Origin of the sequence: Solwaraspora sp. WMMB335, from assembly GCF_049179075.1 — a bacterium.
GTDB lineage: Bacteria > Actinomycetota > Actinomycetes > Mycobacteriales > Micromonosporaceae > Micromonospora_E.
Genome location: NZ_JBMHMF010000001.1, coordinates 7,732,554 through 7,756,740, shown reverse-complemented (window position 1 = coordinate 7,756,740; position 24,187 = coordinate 7,732,554). Strand labels below are relative to the sequence as shown.

General features: G+C 74.0%; 2 protein-coding genes (1 of these 2 running past the window's edge). Both read right to left on the bottom strand.

All coding sequences use genetic code 11. From position 1 onward, the window contains the following. On the bottom strand, positions 1-13,154 hold the 5' portion of the coding sequence (locus ACN27F_RS33205) for an amino acid adenylation domain-containing protein (protein WP_421439532.1). The gene continues 1,087 nt to the left of window position 1, outside the view; 13,154 of the gene's 14,241 nt are visible here — the first part of the coding sequence; its start codon is at positions 13,152-13,154; the stop codon falls past the left edge of the window. Beyond that, a complete protein-coding gene (locus ACN27F_RS33200) occupies positions 13,151-24,187 on the bottom strand; it encodes an amino acid adenylation domain-containing protein (RefSeq protein ID WP_421439531.1) in 11,037 nt (3,678 codons plus the stop codon). Before ACN27F_RS33200 ends, ACN27F_RS33205 begins: the two co-directional genes overlap by 4 nt.

Sequence of the window (24,187 nt, the reverse complement as noted above, 5' to 3'; positions counted from 1 at the left end):
TCGACCACCAGGTGATGCACGAGCAGCAGCAGTTCCGGCGCGGCGGCATCCCCCCGATCGCACCACACCGCCCGCAGCATCGCGCCCCGCCAGGGATCCAGGCCGGTACGGGCGGTGTCGTACACCTCCTGCGGCACCGGCCCGCCGGCCGGACGACTCAGCACGGTGAGCAGCCCGTCGGGCCCGGCCTCGGCCAGGTCGGGCACGACCAGCCGCAGTCCCGCGACCGGATCGCGATCCAGCCGGGCGCGCAGGGCACCGTGCTGACGCACCAGCGCCCACAGCGCCGTACGCAGCGCCGCCGGATCGGCTCCGACCGGCAGCCGCAGCAGCATGGCCTGCCCGAACTTCTCCACCGCCGGATCCCGGTCGACGAAGCGACGCATGATCGGGGTGAGCGGCACCACGCCGACACCGTCGTCGTGCTCGGCGTCGGCGGCCGGCCGTGCCACCGTGGCCAGTTCGCGGACCGTCGGATGCCGGAAGACGTCGCGCGGCGAGAACAGCAGACCACGCTGGCGGGCCTGAGCGATCAGCTGGATCGACAGGATGCTGTCGCCGCCGAGGGCGAAGAAGCCGTCGGTGACGCTGACGTCGCCGCGCCCGAGCAGCCGGCCGACGAGTTCCAGCAGCACCGCCTCGGCCGGTGTGCCGGCCGGTACCCGCGGCGCGGGCGCCCCGGCGGTCGCGGCGGTCAAGTCCGGCGCGGGCAGCGCGGCCCGATCCAGTTTGCCGGCCACCGTCAGCGGCAGCGCCGGCAGCCGCACCCAGGCGGTGGGCACCATCGCCGCCGGCAGCCGGTCGGCGGCGAACCGACCCAGCCCGGCCGGGTCGAACGCGGCTCCGTCGGCCGGCACCACGTAACCGACCAGCTGGTTACGCCCGTGCGGCCCGGCCTGGGCGGCGACCGCGACAGCCGCCACGTCGGGCCGGGCCAGCAACACCGCCTCGATCTCGGCCGGCTCGATGCGCAGTCCGCGTACCTTGATCTGGTCGTCGGCACGGCCGAGATACTCCAGCTGCCCGGCGTTGTTCCAGCGGGCCAGATCGCCGGTACGGTACAGCCGGGCGCCGGGCGCCCCGAACGGGTCCGCGACGAACCGGGTCGCGGTCAGCCCCGGCTGGCGGAGGTAGCCACGGGCCAGTCCGGCGCCGCCGAGGTACAGCTCGCCGGGCACGCCCGGCGGTTGTGGAGCCAGCCGGCGGTCGAGGACGTACGCCGTCTTGTTGACATCCGGCCGGCCGATCGGCAGCACCGGTGCCGACCACCGCGGATCCGCCGCCCACAGCGTCGAGTTGACGGTGGACTCCGTCGGGCCGTACGCGTTGAGCAGTAGCCGGCCCGGTGCCCACCGGCGGACCAGGTCCAGTCGCAGCGCCTCCGTGCCGACCAGCAAGGTCAGCTCGGCGGGCAGGGCCGCCGGGTCGGCGACGCTGGACAGCACCGACGGTGGCACGGCCAGATGGGTGAGGTCGTGCCGGCGGGCGTACCGGGCGAGTTCGTCCCCGGCGCGGGCCTGCTCGGGCAGCAGGTACAGCGCCCCGCCGGCGAGCAGGGAGATGCTCAGTTCGGCGATGCTGACGTCGAAGGAGAACGACGCGAACTGGCCGACCCGGGCACCGGGGCCGCTGCGTGCGGCGCCGGCCATGGTGCGGACCAGGCTGGCCAGGCCCGCGTGGGGCACGGCCACCCCTTTCGGCCGGCCGGTGGATCCGGACGTGTAAACGACGTACGCCAGGCAGTGGGCGTCCGGTTCGGGCCGGTCGGTGGCGGTCGGTGCGCCCGGGTCCGGCCCCTGCCAGGCAAGATCGACCGGCACCGTCGGGATGCCGGCGGCCGGCGGAAATCCGGCGGCCGGGGTGATCACCAGCACCGGCCGGGCGTCGGACAGCACATGGCCGACCCGGGCCGGTGGGTGCTCCGGATCGACCGGCAGGTACGCCGCCCCGGCCTTGGCCACGGCAAGGATCGCGGTGACCGCCTCGGCCGAGCGGGGCAGAGCGACCGCCACGACGTCCTCACGGCCGGCCCCGGCGGCGAGCAGCCGGCGGGCCAGCCGGTTGGCGGCGGCGTCGAGCTCCCGGTAGGTGACCGCACGCTCCCCGTCGACCAGGGCCAGCGCGTCGGGCCGGGCTGCCGCCTGCGCCTCGAACAGGGCGGCCAGATGCGTCTCGACGACGTCGGCGCTGGTGTCGTTCCAGTGACGCAGCACCAGCTCGCGTTCGGTTCGTGCCAGCACCGGCACCGTATCCAGCCGCGACTGCGGATCGGCGGCGACGGCGGGCAACACCTGCAGCAGGCGCCCCAGCAACCGGTCGACGGTGCCCGCGTCGAACAGGTCCAGCGCACCGGTCACCGACACGGTGGCCCGCGCCGGGTCGAGCTGCTCGGTGATGACGAAGGTCAGGTCGAACTTGGCCGAGTCGTAGCCGACCTCGTGCGGCACCGTCCGCAGTCCCGGCAGGCCCAGATCGGCCTGATCGAGGATCCGATGGGTGGCGACCACCTGGAACAGCGGGTGCCGGGACAGCGACCGGGTCGGCGCCAACTGGTCGACCAGCCGCTCGAACGGTACGTCGGCGTGCGCGAAGGCGGCCAGGTCGGCCCGGCGGACCCGGGCCAGCACCTCGCCGAAGGTCGGGTCGCCGGACAGGTCGGTACGCAGCACCAGGGTGTTGACGAAGCAGCCGACGACGCCGTCGAGGCACGGGTCGCCGCGCCCGGCGACCGGGGTGCCGAGCGGGATGTCGGTGCCGGCGCCACTGCGGGCGAGCAGCACCGCGACCGCCGCCTGGAACACCATGAACAGGGTGACGCCGTGGTCCGCGGCGAGCTGGCGTAGCCGCGCCACCACCGGGTCCGGGAGCTGGCGCTGTGCGGTCGCCGCCCGGTAGCTGGCCGTCGCCGGGCGCGGACGGTCGGTCGGCAGCGGCAGTTCCTCGGGCAGACCGGCCAGTGCCGCCGTCCAGAAGTCCAGCTGTCGCGCCAGCGCAGGGCTGCCGGTGCCGTCGACGCCGAGCAGGTCGCGCTGCCAGATCGCGTAGTCGACGTACTGGACCGGCAACGGCGCCCACTGTGGCTCGTCACCGGCGCGGCGGGCCGCGTACGCGGTGGCCAGGTCGGCGAACAGCGGCCTGGCCGACCACTCGTCGGCGGCGATGTGGTGCACCACCACCGCGACCACCCATTCGTCGGCGGCCAGCTGAAACACGTCGATCCGGATCGGTGGCTCGTCGGCCAGCCGGAACGGATGGTGTACCGCCGGCGCGAGCCGGTCGGCCAGCTCGGCCGGGGCGACCGTGGTGACGGCGACCGGCACCCGGACCCGATCGGCCGGCAGCACCACCTGGATCGGCCGGCCCTCGCCGTCGGGATAGACGGTCCGCAGGATCTCGTGCCGGGCGGTCAGGTCGCCGACCGCGGCCCGCAACGCCGGCACGTCCAGGTGACCGTGCATGCGGGCGGCGAAGGGAATGTTGTACGCGGCGGACGGGCCGTCCATCCGGTGGATGAACCACAACCGCTGCTGGGCCGGTGACAGCGGCAGCGGGTCGGGGCGGGTCGCCGGGCGCAGCGGGGTCCGCTCACCGCCGGGACGCAGCCGGCCGGCCAGCGCCCGTACCGTCGGCGCGTCGAACACGTCCCGTACGTCGACGTGGGCGTCGAACAAAGCGTTTACCCGCGCGACCAGCCGTACGGCGAGCAGTGAGTGACCGCCGAGGGCGAAGAAGTCGTCGGTCGCCGCCACCCGGTCCACCGCGAGCAGTTCGGCGAAGACCGTGGCCAGCAGTTCCTCGGCCACGCCGCGTGCGACGTCGCCGGCGGCGGCGGTGACGACCGGTGCCGGCAACGCCGCCCGGTCCACCTTTCCGCTGCTGGTCAGGGGCAGTTCGGGCAGGATCGTGAACAGCGACGGCACGAGGTGCTCCGGCAGGGTGCCGGCCAGCGCCGCTCGCAGCCGGTCGGCATCGACGGTGACGCCGGGTGCCGGCACCGCGTACGCGGCGAGGCGGCGGTCGCCGTGACCGTCGTCGACGGCGGTGACCACGGCGGCGGCGACCTGCGCCAGCGCGGTCAGGGCCTGTTCGATCTCGCCTGGTTCGACCCGGAACCCCCGCACCTTGACCTGGAAGTCGGTGCGGCCGAGGAAGTCCAGGGCTCCGTCGGCCCGCCAGCGGACCAGGTCCCCGGTGCGGTACAGCCGGGTCCCGGCCGGGCCGAACGGATCCGCGACGAACCGCCCGGCGGTCAACGCCGCCCGGTTGAGGTATCCGTACGCCAGTTGCACCCCGCCGAGGTACAGCTCGCCGGGCACCCCATCGGGCACCGGCCGTAGCCGGTGGTCCAGCACGTACGCCCGGGTGTTCCAGACCGGCGCACCGATCGGCACGGTGCCGGTGTCCGCCGGATCGGTGCCGACGGGGTCGGTCACCGGCCAGGCGGTGACGTCGACGGTGGCCTCCGTGGGGCCGTACAGGTTGTGCAGTTCGGCGTTGGGCAGCAGGACACGGCAGCGCCGCGCCAGGTCGGCGGAAAGCGCCTCACCGCTGGCGAACACCAGCCGGAGTCCGGCGCAGTCGTCGACGTGCCCCGCGTCGAGGAAGGCCCGCAGCATGGCCGGGACAAAGTGGCAGACCGTGATCGCTCGATCACGGATCAATCGAGACAGGTACGCCGGATCCCGGTGCCCGCCCGGTTCGGCGAGCACCAGTTCGGCGCCGGCCAGCGCCGGCCAGAAGAACTCCCAGACGGACACGTCGAAGGTGGCCGGTGTCTTCTGCAGCACCCGGTCGGCGGCACCCAGCCGGTAACTGTCCTGCATCCAGGCCAGTCGGTTGGCCAGCGCCCGATGCGACACGATCGCGCCCTTGGGACGCCCGGTGGATCCGGACGTGTAGATGACGTAGGCGGGCAGGTCCGGGTATGGCACGGTGCCGTCCTCGGGCGCCGGCACGACCAAGGCGCGGTCGGCACAATCGGCGCGGTCGGCACAGTCGGCACCGGTGGTGGCCGCCGTGACCTGTGCCGCGTCGAGCACCAGTGCCGCGTCGGCGTCGGCCAGCACGAAGGCGATCCGCTCGGCTGGATCGTCGGGGTCGACCGGCAGGTAGGTGCCGCCGGCCCGCAGCACCCCCCACAGGGCCACGGCAAGTTCCACACCGCGTGGTGCACGCACCGCCACCACCTGCCCCGGCCGGACCCCCCGAGCGCGCAGGGTGGCCGCCAGCGCCCGCACCCGTCGGTCCAGGTCGGCGTACGTCACCGTGGTCGAGCCGGCCCGCAGCGCCACCGAATCCGGCCACCGGCGGGCGGCCGCAGCCAGCATGTCGACGACGGTGTCCGGGCTGACGGACCGGACGGTGTCGTTGCGCCGTCGCAGTGCGTCACGTTCGACCGGCAACAGCACTCGCAGGTCGGACAGCCGGCAGCCGGCCGGATCGGCGGTGGCCTGCTCCAGCACACTGATCAGCCGGTCCGTCAGTGCCTGGGCGGTGGACTGGTCGAACAGGTCGGCCGCGTAGTTGACCGCGACGCTCAGCTCGCCCTGCGGATCCTCGTCGAGCAGGAAGCTCAGGTCGAACTTGGCCCCGCCGGACGGCAGCGGCACCCCTTCGGTGTCGAGTCCGGCCAACCGGGGCCGGTCGATCTGCCGGACGTGGTGGTTGACCAGCACCTGGAACAGCGGATGCCGGGCCCGGGAGCGCTGCGGGCGCAGCTGCTCGACCAGATGCTCGAACGGCACGTCGGTGTGGGTCAACGCGGCCAGGTCGATCTGTCTGACCCGCCGCAGCAACTGGGCGAAGGTCGGATCGCCGGAGAGGTCGGTACGCAGCACGACGGTGTCGACGAAGAAGCCGACGAGCCGCTCCAGCGCCGGGTCGCTTCGACCGCCGACCGGTGTACCGAGCGGGATGTCGGTGCCTGCGCCGAGGCGCGACAGCAGCGCGGCGACCGCCGCCTGGAACACCATGAACGGGGTGACACCGTGCCGCAGGGCGCAGTCACGCAACGCGTCGCGCACCGCCGCCGGGACGGCCCGGGTGACGTCGCCGCCCCGATAGCTGGCCACCGCCGGCCGGGGCCGGTCCACCGGCAACGTCAGTTCCTCCGGCAGGCCGGCGAGGGTCCGCCGCCAGAAGTCCAGGTCCGCTGAGGAGCCGACCAGTTCCCGCTGCCATCGGGTGAAGTCGGCGTACTGAACCGGCAGCGGCGCCCACGCCGGTACCCGTCCGGCCAGCCGAGCCTCGTAGGCCGTGGCGAGATCGGCGAACAGCGGCCCGGTGGACAACGCGTCGGCGGCGCTGTGGTGCACCAGCACCACCAGGTACGCCTCGTCGCCGGTCAGACAGACCAGGTCGACCCGCAACGGTGCGGCGGTCGCCAGGTCGAACCGGTGCGCCAGCAGCCGCTCGACCAGCGGCCAGGCCGTCTCAGGCCGGCACTGATGCCGCTGGAACGGCACCACCGGGTCGGCGAGCAGCTGCTGGTACGGTTCGCCGTCGTGCTCGACGAGCACCGTACGCAGGCTCTCGTGGCGGCCCGTCAGGTCACCGACCGCGTCCCGCAGTGCCGTCGGGTTCACCGGACCACGCAACCGGGCCAGGTACGCGATGGTGTAGACGCTGTTCGGCCCGTCGAGGCGGTCGAGGAACCACAGCCGGCGTTGGGCGTACGACAGCGGCACCCGGTCCGGCCAGCCGGCGGCACGCAGCGGCGGACGCCGGGTCGGCTCGCCGAGGTGATGCTCCATCTCGCGGACGGTCGGGGTCTGGAACACCGCGCGCAGCGGCAGGTCGGCGCCGAACACGGCCCGGACCCGGGCGACCAGCCGGCTCGCGGTCAGCGAATGGCCGCCGAGGTCGAAGAAGTCGTCGTCGGGACCGACCGACGGCACCCCCACCACCTCGGCGACGACCTGGGCGAGCAGCCGGGTACGGATGCCGGCGCGGGGGTCGACGGCACCGGGCGTCACCGCTCGGCGGTCGGTACGGCGGGCCAGCGCGCCCCGGTCGGTCTTGCCGTTGGGCAGGCGCGGCAGGTCGGCCAGTTCGACGAAGGCGGTGGGCACCAGTTGGGCGGGCAGGGCGCGCCGGACCGCCCGGCGCAACGCAGCCGGGTCGACACCGCCGCCAGCGGCGGCGACGACGTACGCGACGAGTTCATCGACGCCGGCGGCGTCCCGGTGGGCCACCACGGCCACGTCGGCGACCTGGTCGTGGGCGGCGAGCACCGCCTCGATCTCGGCCGGTTCGATCCGTACGCCACGGATCTTCATCTGGGCGTCGGCCCGGCCGAGCAGTTCCACCGCCCCGTCATTGCGACGGCGGGCCAGGTCACCGGTGCGGTAGAGCCGGGCGCCGGGCGGACCGAACGGACTGGCGACGAAGCGCTGCGCGGTCGCCGCCGCCGCCCGGTAGCCACGGGCCAGACCGGCCCCGGCGAGGTAGAGCTCTCCGGCAGTGCCGGGGGCGACCGGACGCAGCCGGGCGTCGAGAACGTACCCGACGGTGCCGTCGACGGTGGCCGTGAACCGTCCGCCGGCTCCGTCACCGGCGTCGCCGAGTCTGGCCAGGCTGTCACCGCTGGCCTCGGAGCACCCGTACAGGTTGGACAGCTCAGCGGCGGGCAGCGTGGCCCGGAAGGTGCGGGCGAGCTCGGCGGTGAGCGGTTCGCCACTGCACACCCAGTGCCGCACCGAGCCGAGCAGCCCGGGGTCCACGTCGGCCAGCATGGCCCGCAGGTGGCTGGGCACCACGGTGAGCCGGGTCGCACGATGCGCGGCCACCAGCGAGGCGAGGGCGTGGGTGTCGCGGCGCTGCTCGGTGTCGGCGAGCACGACGCGGGCACCGGCGGCGAGCGCGCCGAGCAGTTCGGTGGTGCCGTCGATGAAGCTGGGGGAGCTCTTGGCCACCACCGTGTCCTGCGGACCCAGGCCGAGTGCGCGTCGGCCCCAGGCGAGCCGGGCGGCCAACCCGCCGTGCGTGCCGATGACGGCTTTGGGCCGGCCCGACGAGCCCGAGGTGAAGATCACGTACGCGGGGTGCGCCGGCCGCGGCGCCGTGCCACCGACCCGGTCCGCACCCGTCCGGTCCAACTCGGCGAGGGTCTGCGAATCGTCCAGCACCAGGGTCGCTCCGGTCCAGCCGGTCACCGCGCCGTCGTCCGCGCCGTCGTCCGCGCCGTCGTCCGGGCCAGTGGCCGGACCGCAGACCGGACGGTCGGCGATGTCCGCGACCGTCACCAGTAGGTCGGGCGTGGTGTCGGCGAGCATCATGGCCAGCCGCGGCGATGGGTATCCGAGGTCCAGCGGCAGGTACGCCGCGCCGACGGCGAGCACCGCCAGCTGTGCCAGCACCTGGTCGACCGACGGCGGGCAGGCCAACGCCACCACCGACTCCGGGCCGATGCCGCGTGCGACGAGCAACCCGGCCAGCCGGCGGATCCGGCCGACGAGGTCGGCGTAGGTGGTTTCGGCACCGTCGGGGGCGACCAGCGCCACCCGGTCGGGGTGGATCGCGGCGGCCCGCTCGATCAGCTGCGACGTCGTCGGCACCGCCACGACCGGCGGGGCAGGGACGGTCGCGGTCGCGCGTTCGGCCGCGGTGAGCAGGTCGGCCGCCCCGATCGGCGCCTCGGCGTCGGCGACGAACCCGGCCAGCAGGCGGACCAACCGGGCGGCGAGCGCCTCGATGGTGCTGCGGTCGAACAGCTCGGTGGCGTACTCGATACCCGCCGGCAACGGACCGTGCCCGTCGCTGAAGAAGCTGAACGTGAGGTCGAACTTGGCGGTGTCCAGGCCGAACGGCACAGCGGTGCTCTGCAGTCCGGCGACGGACAGGTCCAGGTCGAGCCGGTGCTGATGGGTCACCATCACCTGGAACAGCGGGTTGCGGGCCAGCGACCGGCCCGGGCGCAGCTCCTCCACCAGGCGTTCGAACGGGACGTCGGCGTTGTCGAAGGCGGCGAGGTCGACGCGGCGCACCCGACGCAGCAGTTCGACGAAGCTGGGGTCGCCGCTGGTGTCCACCCGCAACACCAAAGTGTTGGCGAAGAAGCCGACCATGTCGGCGAGCTCGGCCTGGTTACGGCCGGCGACCGGCGAGCCGAGCGGCAGGTCCTCCCCCGCGCCGACCCGGGTCAGCAGGGCGGCCACCGCCGCCTGCACCACCATGAACATGGTGACGTCGGTGGCGCGGGCCAGTGCCGCCAGGCCGGCGTGCACCGCCGCGGGGATCTCGAAGGCGACGTAGTCGCCGTGGTAGTTGGCGAGCGGGCCACGTGGCCGGTCGACCGGCAGGGTCAGCTCCTGCGGCGCGCCGTCGAGGGCGCGCCGCCAGAACCGCAGCTGGCGGGCGGCGACACTGTCGGCCGTGGCGTCGTCCTCGCCCAGCTGGTCACGTTGCCACAGCGCGTAGTCGGCGTACTGGACAGGCAACGGCGTCCACTGTGGGGCACGGCCGAGCCGGCGGGCGTCGTAGGCGCGACGCAGATCGGTGAACAGTGGCCCGACCGACCACTCGTCGCCGGCGATGTGGTGCTGCAGTACCAGCAGCACATGGTCGTCAGGCCGCAGGGCGAACAGGTCGACCCGGATCGGGATCTCCCGGGTCAGGTCGAACCGGTGCCCGGCGGCCCGGGCCAGCTCCCCGGACAGCTCCGCCTCCGTGGTGGGACGCACGGCCATCGGCAGCTCGACCGTGTCGGCGGGCAGCACCTCCTGCAGCCCGTCGCCGTCGCTGTCGTCACCATCCGCGCCGGCACCGGCGCGGAACACCGTACGCAGGCTTTCGTGCCGGGCCACCACGTCGCCGACGGCGGCCCGCAACGCCGACACGTCCAGATCACCGACGACGCGCAGCACGGCCGGAATGTTGTACGTCGCGCTCGGCCCCTCCAGCCGGTGCAGGAACCACAGCCGACGCTGGGCGTACGACAGCGGTTGCGCTCCGCTGCGTTGCCGCGCGACCAGCGCGGGCCGGCGCACCCCGCTGCCGAGCAGCCGGCTGAGGGCTCGCGGAGTGGGCGAGTCGAAGACGTCCCGCATGGACAGGGTGGCCCCGAACACCTTCTCGGCGCGGGCGACGAGACGGGCGACGAGCAGCGAATGGCCGCCGAGGTCGAAGAAGCTGTCCTGCGCGGCGACCTCGGTGACGCCGAGCACCCCGGCGAAGACGCCGCGCATCAACGCCTCCCGCGGGTCGGCCCCGGCGGCTACCGTGGCGACCGTCGCCGTCGCCGCGTCCGGGACCGGTCCGGGCAGCGCGGCCCGGTCGATCTTGCCGTTCGGGGTCAGCGGGAAGGCGTCGAGGGTGACGAAGGCCGACGGCACCAGGTGCTCCGGCAGCGAACGGGCCAGGTGGACGCGCAGGTCACGGCGTAGGTCACCCGTGCCGGCTGTCCCGGTTGTCCCAGCGGGGCCAACCGGACCAGCGGGACCAGCCGGGACCACGTAGCCGACCAGCCGGACCCCGACGACGTCGTCGGTGACGGCGACGACCAGGGCCGCCGCCACCGCCGGATGGGTCAGCAGCAGCGATTCGATCTCGCCGGGCTCCACCCGGAAGCCACGGATCTTGATCTGATGGTCGGCGCGGCCGAGGAACTCCAGCTGCCCGTCGGCCCGCCAGCGGACCAGGTCACCGGTGCGGTAGAGCCGCACGCCGGGACGCAGCGGGTGCGCCACGAACCGGCCGGCGGTGAGTCCCGGCGCGCCCCGGTAGCCCCGGGCCAGCCCGCTACCGCCGACGTAGAGTTCGCCGACCGACCCGGGCGGCAGCGGGCGCAACAGCTCGTCGAGGACGTAGACGTCGGTGTTGTGCACCGGACGTCCGATCGGCACCGCGGTGCCGGTCACCGAGGCCACGTCGACGCCCTGCCACAGGGTGGCGTCGACAGTGGTCTCGGTCGGCCCGTACGAGTTGAAGAAGGTGTGCCCGGCCTCGATCCACCGGTGGGCCAACGCCGGTGGACAGGCCTCGCCGGCGACGATCACCACCGCGCCCGGGGCGACCGCTTCCGGGTCCAGCTCGGCCAGGGCCGACGGGGGCAGCGTCAGGTGGGTGATCCGCTCGGCGGCGACCAGTCGGGCCAGTTCACCGCCGAGGCGACGGTGCGGTGGGGCGATCACCACGGCGGCCCCGCAGGTCAGCCCCATGCACAGCTCCCACACCGAGGTGTCGAAGCTCTGTGAGGCGAACTGCAGGACCCGGTCGCCGGGGCCGGGTCGGAAATGTCCGCGAAGGGTGTGTGCCAGACTCGGCAGGCCGGCATGGCTGACCACGACGCCCTTGGGCCGGCCGGTCGACCCGGACGTGTAGATCAGGTACGCGGGGTGCTCGGGCCGCAGCGGGACGGTCCGGTCCGCGTCGGTCAGTCCGGTGCCCGGCAGGCCGGCCGCGACCGCCTCGGCGGCATCGAGCAGTTCGACCGCGCTGCCGGCGGGGACGGCGGCGGCGTACGCCGCCGCGGTGAGCACCAGTGTGGGCGCCGAGTCGGCCAGCAGGAAGGCGACCCGTTCGGCGGGGTAGTCGGTGTCGACCGGAACGTATGCGGCACCGGCCTTGACCACCGCGAGCATCGCGACGACCTGTGCGATCGACCGGGGCATGACGACCGCCACGGTCCGTTCCGGACCGGCACCGCGGGCGACGAGCAGTCGGGCGAGCCGGTTGGTGCGCGCGTCGAGTTCACGGTAGGTGAGGTGGTCGCCCTCGTCGTACAGCGCGGGCGCGTCCGCGGTCACGGCGGCCTGGCGGGCGACCAGGTCACCGAGGGTCAGCGACGGCACCGGCGCGGCGGTCCGGTTCCGGCTGACCAACACCTCGTCGCGCTCGTCGGGGCGGAGCAGTTCGAGGTGTGCCACGGGAGTGTCCGGATCGTCGATGAGCACCGTCAACCGGTCGATCAGCCGGTCGGCGGCCCGACGGGCGACCGGCTCCGGTACGGCTTCGGCCCGGTAGCGCACGTCCAGCCGCAACCGCTCGCCGGGGGTGGCGATGACACCGAGCGGGTAGTGACTGGCCTCGGTCGAGGTGACGTCGAGCACCCGCAGCCCGGCGAGGCGGCCGAGCTCGTCGAGGACGTCACCGTCGAGCGGGTAGTTCTCGAACACCGCGTACGTGTCGAACAGTTCGCCGCCGCCGTGGCCGCTCGCCAGCTCGGCCAGCCGTACGTGCTGGTACGCCAGCAGCCTCGCCTGGTCGCGTTGGACACGCTGTAGCAGATCGGCGAGGTGCTCGCCCGGACGTAGGGTGATCCGGGCCGGAATCGTGTTGATCAGCAGCCCGATGATCCGGTCGGCTCCGGCGACCTTGTCGGAGCGCCCCGAGCCGGTGTACCCGAACACGACGTCACGACTGCCGGTCACTTCGCTGACCACGAGTGCCCAGGCGACCTGCACGACCGTGTTGGCGGTCACTTCCAGCCGGCGGGTGAGTTCGCGTAACCGCACGGTCGCTGCCGGCGACAGGTGGTTGGCGATTTCGCGGCAGTCCGCCGGAGCGTGCAGGTCGGCCCCCGGAGCGATCAGGGTCGGCCCGGCCACCCCGTCGAGGTGACGTCGCCAGGCCGTGATCGAAGCGGCCTGGTCCTGCCGGGACAGCCAGGCGAGATGGTGCCGGTAGGGCACCGGTGCCGGCAGGGCGTCGTCGTCCCGGGCGCCGTACCAGGTGAACAGCTCCCGGACCAGTAGTGGCACCGACCAGCCGTCGAGCAGCAGGTGGTGGAAGGTGAGCAGCAGTGTGTGCCGGTCCTGGTCACGACAGACCAGGGTCAGCCGCAGCAGTGGCGGCCGACCCAGGTCGAACGGGCGGCGCCGGTCCGCGTCGGCGATCGCCGCCAGTCGACCGGTCCGTTCGGACGATGGCACCTCGGTGAGATCGTGTTCCCGCCAGGGCAGTTCGACGGCACGGGGCACCAGGGCGACCGGTTCACCGCTGCGGCGGAACCGGAAGCCGGCCCGCAGGTTGGGATGCCGGCGCAGCAGGGCCGCGCCGGCGGCCCGCAGCCCGACCGGGTCGACCGGACCGGCCAGCTCGAACGTGCGCTGCACGGCGTAGACGTCCGCCGCGGCGCCGCCGTACGACGCCCAGACGAGCAGGCCATGCTGCAGCGGCGCCAGCGGTAGGACGTCCTCCAGGCCGGACCCGGTCATCGGTCCCTCCACAGTTGCTCGAATTCGTCGATCTCGTCCTGGTCGAGGTCGACCAGCGCGAAGTCGGACGGGCTGGATCTGCCGGCCGGACCGGCGGGGTTTTTCGCCAGCACCCGCAGCGCGGCGACGAGTGCGTCGGCGAACGCCGCCATCGCACCGGCGTCGAGCAACCGGCCCGGCCATGCCAACCGGATCCGCAGCTGGACACCGGACGGCCCGCTGACCGCGACGGCGGTCACGTCGATCAGGTACGGCAGCGGCACGGCGGGGTCGACGTACCCGCCGAGAGGTTCGCCGGTGTCGACCGGTTCCCAGTCGCGACCGGTTCCGGCGGTGAGCCGACCCAGGTAGTTGATCCGTAGCTGGGGCTGGCGCACGCTCCCCAGCGCCGCGGCGGTGCGCGGATTGAGGTAACGCAGCAGCCCGTAGCCGAGCCCTCGATCGGGCGCCGCCCGCAGCGCTTCCTTGCTCCGCGCGACGGCGGCGGCCACGGCCGCGGTGCCGATGTCACCGTCGACCGTCTGATTCAGGTCGATACCGCCGACATCGAGTCGTACCGGGTACATCGTGGTGAACCAGCCGACGGTACGGGACGTGTCGGCGGCGTATCCCTCGTCGGCCCGGCCGTGTCCTTCGAGCATCACCGATGCCAGCCGGCAACCGCGCCATCGGTGCAGGGCCAACGCCACCGCGGTCAGCAGCAGTTCGTCCGGGCCGGCGCGCAAGGCCGCAGCGGCGGCACCAAGCAGCGCCTCGGTCTCGGCGGCCGACAGCACGACAACGGTTTCTCGGCTGGTGGCCGCCACGTCCACGGCGGGGTCGAGCCGCAGCCGCGGCAGCGGCGGCGGGGTGTCGAGCGCACGCTGCCAGTGGTCGAGTTCGGCTTCCCGCCGCGGGGTCGTCGCATCCGTCGCGAGCAGGGCGGCCCACTGCGCGAACGTGGTGCCGACCGGTGGCAGGCGCGTCCCGCGCCACAGCGCGGCGAGATCGGCCGCCAGGACACGCCAGGACACACCGTCGACCGCCAGGTGGTGGATGGTCACCAGCAACTGCCCGCCGCGCCGCTCGGCGCCGGGTCGCCAGACCCACTGGCTGAGCACCCCACCGGCCGGGTCGAGCCGGCGGGCGGCGGTCTCGGCCGTGACGACCACGTCGACGGCGGGCTCGGCCGTGGTGAACAGGCCGGCGGCGTCGACCGCGCCGGCCGGGCGGGCGACGAGGCTCCAGCCGGCACCGACCGCCGCCAGCCGGGCGGTCAGCGTCGGATGCCGCTGCAGCAGCTGCCCGATGACCGTGGTCAGCGCCTCGGCGGTGGCGTCGGCCGGCAGGCGCAGCAGCATCTGCTGGCTGTAGCTGCCGGTCGGTCCGCCGAGCGCCTGTAGCCAGTGCATGATCGGGGTCAGCCCACCGGATCCGGTGCCGGCCGGACCCTGACCGCGGACGACGACCGCCGTGCCGGCGTCTGCGGTGCCGGCGTCTGCGGTGCCGGCGTCTGCGGTGCCGGCGTCTGCGGTGCCGGCGTCTGCGGTGCCGGCGTCTGCGGTGCCGGCGTCTGCGGTGCCGGCGATCGTCGCGAGCACGGCGGGCGTGCGGTGCTCCAGCACGTCGGCGGCGGTGAGGCTCACCCCGGCTGCCCGGGCCCGGGCCACCAACTGGATCGCCATGATGCTGTCGCCGCCGAGGGCCAGAAAACTGTCGGTGGCCGCTACGGCGTCGACCTCGAGAGTCTCGGCGAACAGCCGGATCAGTGTCGCGACGGTGTCGTCGCCGACCGGAGCCGCCGCGGTCTCGGCCGGCGGTGTCGCGTCCGCGACCGGCGGTACGGCACCGCCGGTCACCGGGGCCGGCAGGTCGGCCGTCTCGACGGCGGCGTCGAGGCCGGTGGTCAGCAGGTCCAGCAGGTGACGAAGCTCGGCGAGAAGCTCACCGGCGGGTTCGTGGTCGAGCAGATCGGTGCGGTAGCCGAGGGCGAGCCCGATCCGTTCGCCGGGGAAGACGGTCAGCGTGACCGGGTAGTGGGTGGCGTCGTCCGCCTCGATCGATTCCGGGCGTACCGCCGCCGGGCCGAGCGGGCGCAGCAGGGATTCCTCGTCGAGCGGATAGTTCTCGAACACCACGAGGCTGTCGAACAGCGGACCGTGCCCGGCGGCACGCTGGATCGCCGACAGACCGACCAGGTGACGATCGGCGGTGGCCGCCTGGCGCTGCTGGAGCCGGCGCAACGCGGTGCCGAACGTCTCCCCCGCCCGCACGTCGAACCGGGCCGGCACGGTCGTGACGAACAACCCGATCGCCTGGTCCAGCCCGCTGATCTCGGGTGGGCGCCCGGCCACGGTGACGCCGAACACCACGTCGCGGCGACTGGTGCGCCGGGCCAGCAGCAGCCCCCATGCCCCCTGGACGACGGTGTTGACGGTGAGACCGGCCGAAGCGGCGACGGTGTGCAGCGCGCCGGTGAGCCGGGCATCGAGTTCGACCCGCCGCTCGCGCGGCAGGGTGGTGCCCGGGCCGTCGGCCACCGGCAGCAGGAACGTCGGTCCCGGCAGACCGGCGAGCAGCTCACGCCAGCGGTCGAGATCCGCCGCCGGATCGCGGTGAACCAGTTCGCGCAGGTACGCCAGGTGTGCGGCGTCGCCGGACTCGGGTGCCGGGCGGCCGGCGTACCCGTCGAGGATCCTGGTCACCAGCAGCGGCGCCGACCAGCCGTCCCAGGCCGCGTGGTGGCCGGTGATCAGCAGCGTCGACCGGCCCGGGGCGACGGTAACGAGGTCGAAGCGCAACAGCGGCGGCGCCGCCAGGTCGAACCGTTCGTGGCGGCGGCGCGCGGCCAGCTCGTCCACGGTCGGTGGTTCGCCACCACTCCGATGCCCGGCCCGCAGGTCGTGGACGTGCACCGGCACCGGGCCGGCCGGATGGACGACTCCGACGGCGCGTCCGGAGTCGAGGTGCCGCAACCCGATGCGCAGCCCCAGGTGCCGGGCGAACACCTCGGTGACGGCGGTGCGCAGCCGGACCGCGTCGAGTTCGACAGCGAATCGCAGCCGTAGTTGTACGGTGTAGACGTCGGGATGCTCGGTGGTGTCTCGAAACGCCGTGTGGGCCAGCGCCAGCAGGCCCTCCTGCAGAGGACCGGCCGGAACGACGTCCCGCAGGCCAGGCACTGCCGCGTGGAGCGCGTCGACTTCGGCCTGGCTGAGCCCGGGCAGCATCAAATCCGACGGGGTTCGGCCGCTGGGCGGACCGACCGCGACGGCGGTGGCGAGGGCGGCGAACGCGGCGGCGAGCCGGTCACGGAAGTCGTCCACGACGCTTGGCGGGTAACGGTCCGCCTGACACCGCAGGTGTACCCGCAGCGTCCGCCCGCCCGGTGCGTCGAGCGTGTAGGCGACGAGTTCGACCGGTGCGGCCGGTCGGCCGGCGTGCGGATCCCCGATGGCCAGCAGCTCCATGTCCGGCTTGTCGTCCCGGTGCCCAAGGTGGTTGACCAGCAGCTCCGGCTCTGCCACGGCGGCGAACGCGCCGACGGTCTGCGGCTCGAGGTAGCGCAGCAGCCCGTAGCCGAGCCCACCGTCGGGGACGGCCCGGATCTGTTCCTTGACCGCCTTGAGCGCGGCGATCGGCCCGAACGGACCGGTCAGATCGACTCCGGCGAGGTCCAGCCGCACCGGGAACAGGGTGGTGAACCAGCCGACGGAGCCGGTGATGTCCGGACCGGCGTCGTGCGCCCGCCCATGGCCTTCCACCGCGACGGTCACGTCCCGACGGCCCGCCGAGGGCCGCGCCCCGACCACGGCCAGCGCGACCGCCGCCAGCAGCAGATCCTCCCCGGTGAATCGGTGGGCCACCGCGGCCCACCGCCACAGGGGACCGAACCGGTCGGTGTTGATCGTCAGGTCCCGGGACACCGGCGACCCGGCGGCGACCGGCGACCCGGCGCACGCTGGCGACCCGTCTGGCGCTGGCGACCCGGCGTCGACCGGCCCGCCGACCGGCAGTAGTGGGGCGGGGTCGGTCAGCGCCGCCAGCCAGTACCCGTATCCGGCGAGGACGGTCGGATCGCCGGACCGGTCCCGCAGCCACCGGGTCCAGCTGCGGTAGCCGGTGCCCGCCGGGCCGGCCGGGACCGGCGTGCCGCGCAGCGCGGCCGGCAGTTGCGCGCGCAACAGGTGCCAGGAATGGGCATCGACGGCCAGGTGGTGGATGGTGACGACGACCTGTGCCGGCAGTTGCCCGCCGGCCGGCAGCAGACACCACTGGCTGATGACTCCGCGCACCGGATCGAGCGCGGCGACCGAGCGGATGGCCTGTTCGATGACGACCCGCCGGCGGGCGGCCGGGACGGCCGGGCCGTCGTCGACGCGGACGACGGCGGCGGCCGGGACGGCGTCCTGCGGCACCAGGATGCGCATCGCCCAGTGGCCGTGTTCACTGGTCCGCAGCCGCAGCCGCAGCGCCGGATGCCGCCGGATCAACTCGTCGACACCGATGATCAACGCTTCCCGGGTGGTGCCGGCCGGGACGTCGATGACCGCGCTCTGACTGGCGGTCGCGACGTCGCCGCCACGCTCACGTAGCCAGTGCGCCATGGGCGGGACGTCGACCGGCCCGTCGGCGGTGTCCGGCCCGTCGATCGAGGTCGGGCCGATGAGCGGTTCGGCCACCCGGGCCAGCTCGGCCGGGCTGGGATGGGTGAAGACGTCCCGGACCCGGATCCGCAGCCCGGCTTCCCGGGCCCGGTGCACCAGCTGGATGGCGAGGATGCTGTCGCCGCCGAGGGCGAAGAACCCGGCGGTGGGGTCGACGTCGTCGCGGTCGAGCACGTGTGCGTACAGCTTGCCGACCAGGCCTACGGCGGTGCTGTCGCGGCTGTCGGCGAGCGCGGCCGGCCGGCTGCCGACCCGCGGCAGCGCCCGCCGGTCGAGCTTGCCGCTGGCGGTCAGCGGCAACTCGTCGAGCAGCGTGACCCGCGCGGGTACCAGCGGATCCGGCACGATCCGGGCGACGAACCCGCGGATCTCGTCCGGGTCGGCCGGATGGTCCGGGCGTGACACGACATAGCCGAGGAGCCGGACGTTGCCGTGCCGGTCCCGGTGGGTCGTCGCGGCGGCGGCCCGCACCGCCGGGTGCCGCCGCAGCGCCTGCTCGACCTCACCCAGCTCGATCCGTACGCCACGCACCTTCACCTGGTCGTCGGTGCGCCCGAGGTACTCCAGTGCCCCGTCGTGGCGCCAGCGGACCAGGTCACCGGTGCGGTACATGCGGCTGCCGGGCGGACCCGACACGGCGGCCACGAACCGGTCCGCGGTCAGTCCCGGCTGACGCAGATACCCGGTGGCGAGCTGGACACCACCGAGGTAGAGCTCACCGGGCACGCCGGGGGGCACCGGCCGCAGGTAACGGTCCAGCACCTGGGTGCCGGTGTTCCAGATCGGGGTGCCGATCGGCACGCCGGCCCGGATGTCCGCGTCGCCGGTGCGCCACGCGGTGACGTCGACGGCGGCCTCGGTCGGCCCGTACAGGTTGTGCAACTCGGCCGGCAGCGTGGCACGCGACCGGGCGACCAGCTCGGCGGGCAGAGCCTCACCGCTGCAGAAGACGCGGCGCAGCCCCGAGCAGCCGGCCGCGGCCGGGTCGGACAGGAAGCCGGCGAGCATCGTCGGAACGAAGTGGACGGTGGTGATCCGCTGGGCGGTGACGACGCCGGCAAGGTAGCCGGGATCGCGGTGCCCGCCGGGCGTGGCGACGACCAGGGTGGCGCCGGCGAGCAGCGGCCAGAAGAACTCCCACACGGACACGTCGAAGCCGGCGGGAGTCTTCTGCAGCACCCGGTCGGTGGCGTCGAGCGGGTAGGTGGCCTGCATCCAGGCGAGCCGGTTGACGATCGCCCGGTGATCGACGACCACCCCCTTGGGCCGCCCCGTCGACCCGGAGGTGAAGATGACGTACGCCGGATCGGTGCCGGTGAGCGGCCGCCGCCGGGGCGGGTGCCCCGCACCTGACGGCGCACCGCCGGGCTCGCCCGCCCCGGGGTCGGCGGGCGGTGGCGCGGCGGGCGGTGGCGCGGCGGCCCGCACCGCGGTCATGTCCACTTCGGTCACCGGCCGGGCGTCGGCCAGCATCATCGCGGTCCGGTCGGCGGGTTGGTCCGGGTCGATCGGCAGGTACGCCGCGCCGGCCTTGTGGACGGCGTACAGCGCCACGACGAGTTCCACCGACCGGGGCACCCGCACGGCGACGACGGCGCCCGGGACGGCGCCCCGGGCACGCAACACGGTCGCGACCCGTTCGGCGTACCGGTCCAACTCGGCATAGCTCAGGCCGGTGCCGTCGTCGCGCAGCACCGCCGGGCGGTCCGGGTGGCGTGCCACGGCGGACCGGAACAGCTCGGGCAGGGTCGCGGCGGGCACCTCGACGGCGGGTCCCCGGCTCCACCGGGCGATCCGCTCGCGTAGCACCGGCGGGCGCACGTCGAGTCGGGACACCGGCCACCGGATGACGTCGGGCAACGTGTCGACGACGGCGAGCAGACAGTCCGCGACCGTGCGTACGGCCGGGTCGTCGAACAGGTCCGTGGCGTACTCGAAGCGGACCTCGATGCCGCCGGCGTCGGGGTGTTCGACGAACTTGACGCTCAGATCGAACTTGGCGGTGCCGGTGTCGGCCAGGCTCACCCGACCGGTGGCGGCACCAAGTCGCAGCCGGTCGTCGCCGGCATGCTCGTGCACCAGCATGACCTGGAACAACGGGTGCCGCCCGGGCACCCGTGGCGGGTTGAGCGCGTCGGTGACCCGGTCGAAGGGCACCTCGACGTGGGCGAGCGCGGCGGCGTCCGACTCCTGCGTACGACGCAACAGCGCGGCCACCGTCGGGTCGCCGCCCAGGTCGGTACGCAGTACGACGGTGTTGAGGAAGCAGCCGACGAGTTGGTCGAGTTGCTCGTCGGGCCGGGCGGTGACGGGGGTGCCGATCGGCAGGTCCTCGCCGGCGCCCATCGCGGACAGCACCAGCGCCACGGCGGTGTGCAGCACGGTGAAGGTGGTGACGCCCTGCTCTCGGCTGACGCGGACGAGTCCGGCGTGTGTCGCGGCAGCAATCTTGACGGCGAGCACCGCTCCGGCGCCGGAGCGCTCGGCCGGACGCGGGCGGGCGCCCGGCAGGGGTATCTCGTCGGGCACCCCGGCGAGTTGCCCGCGCCAGTACCGCAGGTGCCGGGCGACGAGGCTGTCCGGGTCGGCCGGGTCGCCGAGCAGCCCGGCGTGCCAGCGGGTGTAGTCGCGAAACTGCACCGGCAGCGCTGCCGGCCAGGGCGGGCGTCCGACGCTACCGGCGGCGTACGCCGTGGCCAGGTCGGACAGCAGTCGGCTGGTCGCGCCCTGATCGGCGGCGACGTGGTGCAGCACCAGGACCAGCACGTCGTGGCGTTGCGCGCGCAGCAGCGTGGCCCGCAGTGGTGTTTCGGCGGCCAGGTCGAACGGCTGCGTGATCAGGGCTTCGACCCGTCGGTCCAGCTCGGCGGCGGCGCAATGGACGACGCCGGTGCCGGCCGGACGGCCGCCGGCCGCGGAGCCGCCGGCCGGGTCGGCGGTCAGCAGGTGGCGGGTGACCACCGGGTCGGCGGGGTCGAGCACCTGTTGCCAGGTGCCGTCGTCATCGGTCACGACGACGGTGCGCAGGGTCTCGTGTCGACTCACCAGGTCGATCAGCGCGGCGGCCAGCACCGCCTCGTCGAGTGCGGTGTCGAAGTGGACGACCAGCGGGATGTTGTAGACGGCGGTGGGTCCGTCGAGTTGCTCGGCGAACCAGAAGCGGCGCTGGACGTCGGCGAGCGGGACGTGGTTGTCGGTCGTCCGGGGCCGCAGCGGCGGCCGGGCCGGTCGAGCCGGTCGGGCGGTGTCGGCGGCGCCGGCCAGCGCGGCGGGCGTGCGGTGGGTGAACACGGCCGGCAGGTCCAGCTCGACACCGAGCCGGGACCGGATCGCCGCGAGCAGCCGGCTCGCGGTGAGCGAGTGTCCGCCGCGGGTGAAGAAGTCGTCGTCGGCACCGACCCGCTCGACGCCGAGCAGTTCGGCGTAGAGCTGGCACAGGACCTGTTCGGTGGGCGTCGTCGCGGGCCGGTACGGCTGGTCTGCGTCGAACCGCGGCACGGGCAGCGCCCGTCGGTCGAGCTTGCCGTGGGCGGTGACCGGCAGCGCGGCCAACGGCACGATGCCGGCGGGGACCAGATAGTCGGGTAACCGGGTACGCAGGTGGGCCAGGAGCGAGGTCGGGTCGACGTCGGTTCCCGGCCTCGGTACGACGTACCCGACCAGGTGGGCGCCGGTCACGCCACCGACCGCGACGACAGCGCACCGGGCGACGTCGGGGTGGGCGGCCAGGACGGCTTGGGTCTCGGCCGGTTCGACCCGGTGTCCGCGGATCTTGACCTGATCGTCGGTACGGCCGAGGTGTTCCAGCTGTCCGCCGATGGTCAGCCGGACCAGATCGCCGGTACGCAGGAGCCGACCGCCCGGCGGTCCCCACGGGTCGGCCACGAAGCGGGCCGCGGTCAGTGCCGGCAGGTTCGCATAGCCACGGGCGAGTCCGGCTCCGCCGAGGTACAGCTCACCGGCCGCGCCGGCCGCCACCGGGTACAGCCGCTCGTCGAGAACCAGCGCCCGGGTGCCGGCGACCGGGGTGCCGAGCACCGGGGACGCCGTGCCGCAGACGTCGGCCAGCAACGCGTCTACCGTGTACTCCGTCGGCCCGTAGGCGTTGAAACAGGCCGTTGCCGGCGCCGTAGCGGCCAGGACGCGTAACCGTGACCACAGGGCGACCGGGGCCGGCTCGCCGCCGAGGACCAGCACCGACGGCCGGTGCCCGCCGTCGGCGAGTAGTCCGGTGTCGAGCAGGTGTTCCAGGTGGGTCGGGGTGCAGTCGAGATAGCCCAGGCGCTGCGCGGCGACCGTGCGGGCCAGGGCCGTCGCGTCGCGGTAGATGTCGTCGGGCAGCAACAGCAGTTCGTGGCCGTCGACCATCCACAGCAGCGGGTCCAGGGCCGCGTCGAACGACAGCGCGGCGCTGTGTCCGACCCGCAGCCGGGTCCCGGGCGGTATCCGCAGCATGATGCTGCGCCGGTGGCTGTCCAACAGGTTCGCCAGCGCCCGGTGCGGAACCTGGACCGCCTTCGGCTGCCCGGTGGATCCGGAGGTGTAGATCAGGTACGCGAGGCCGTCAGGCCGCGGTAGCGCCCAGTCACCGGCGGCTGACGTCTCGTCGGGATGCCCCGCGACCGGCACCACCCGGATCCGTCGGTCCAGCCCGGTAAGCCAGCTGACGGGCCGGCCGACGGTGCCCGGGTCGTGGTCGACGACGACGGCGACCGGTGCGCTGTCGGCGATGACGAACGCGATCCGGTCCGTCGGCAGGTCGGGATCGAGCGGCAGCCAGGCGGCTCCGGACCGGGACACTGCCAGCATCGCGACGATGAACTCGGCACTGCGCGGCAACGCGAGGGCCACCACGGTCTCCGGGCCGGCGCCGGCTCGCCGCAGTGCCGTGGCCAGCGCGGTCGCCGCCCGGTCGATTTCGCCGAAGGTCCAGCTGCGGACGCCGTCGACCACCGCGACCCGGTCGGGGTGACGACCGGCCCGGGCGGCGAACGCCACCGGCAGCGGCGGCGGGGCACTCGCCGGAGCCGGCCCGTGCAGGTGCGCGCCGCTGGTGCGGGCCCGGATCTGTTCGTCGGACTCGATGCGGCGGACCGGGCCACCGACGCCACCGGCGAGATGACCGACGAACGCCGTCAGGTAGTCGACGAGACCGGCCAGGTGCGCGGCCGTCTGCGGCCCGTCGTACGCGCGGACGTTGCCGTCGAGGTCGAGGTCGACCCGGCCGGGGCCCTGCCGGACGGACAAGGTGAGGTCGTCGACCGGGCCGGCGGCGACGGTGTGGAAGATCGTTTCCGCCCCGTCGAAGTCGAGCCGGTAGTCGAAGAACTTGATGTTGACGCTGGGTCCGTACCAGCCCGCCTGACCGCGGGCTTGCAGTGTCCGGGCGAGGTCCTCGCCCCGGTAGCGCTGGTGGCGACGCATCGTCGCCAGGTCGGCGGCGACCGCGGTGACGAGCTCGCGTGCGGTGGTCGCCGGGGCGACCACCGCACGCAGCGGAAGCACGTTGGCCGTATGCCCGGGGACCCGCAGCGTCGTGCCGCGGCGGGCGGTCAACGGTACGCCGAGGGTGAGCCCGCTGACGCCGGTGGTGCGGGCGAGGTATCCAGCGAACGCCGCGATGGCCACGTCGGCCCACGTCACGCCGGCGCGAGTGGCATTGGCTGCCAGTTGACGCGCGGTGGGTTCGTCGATGCGGGCCGATCGGCGGACGAACTCACCGGGCGGCTGTGGACCTCGGCCGCTGACGGTCGGCGGCGGCTCGGTCCGCGCCATCCGGCTGGCCCAGAACGCCTCGTCCGCGTCGCGCTCGGCGGAATCGAGGTAGGCCGATTCCGCCTCGGCCAGCAGCCGCAGCGGGGCGAACGGGTTCGGTCCCGGCTGCGTGCCCCGCCGCAGCGCGGTGTACGTCTCGGCCACCCGCCGGCAGACCAGCGGAAGGCTGTAGCCGTCGACGACCAGGTGGTGCGAGCGGACGTACCACCAGTGTCGACCGGCCCCGAGCCGCAGCAGTGTGACGGCGAGCAGGGGATCCCGGATGGGATCGGCGGGAGTCTTCAGGTCGTCGCGCAGCCAGTCGCGGGCGGCGGTCGCCGGGTCGACCGTGGCGGACAGGTCCACCACCCGCAGCGGCACCGGCCGGGGCGGTCGGATGATCTGGACGGGTCGTGCACCGCTGTCGTCGAAGCGGACACGCAGCGACTCGGCCTCAGCGACGGCGCTGGTGCACGCCCGGGCGAGCAGATCGGCGTCGATCGGGCCACGGATCTCGGCGTACCCGCCGACGTCGTACGCGGCGGTGCCGGGATGGAGTCTGATGCCGTACCAGACGCCGAGTTGGGCTCTGGTGAGCGGGAGGACGACGTCGCCGGGGCTGCGGTCGCTCAC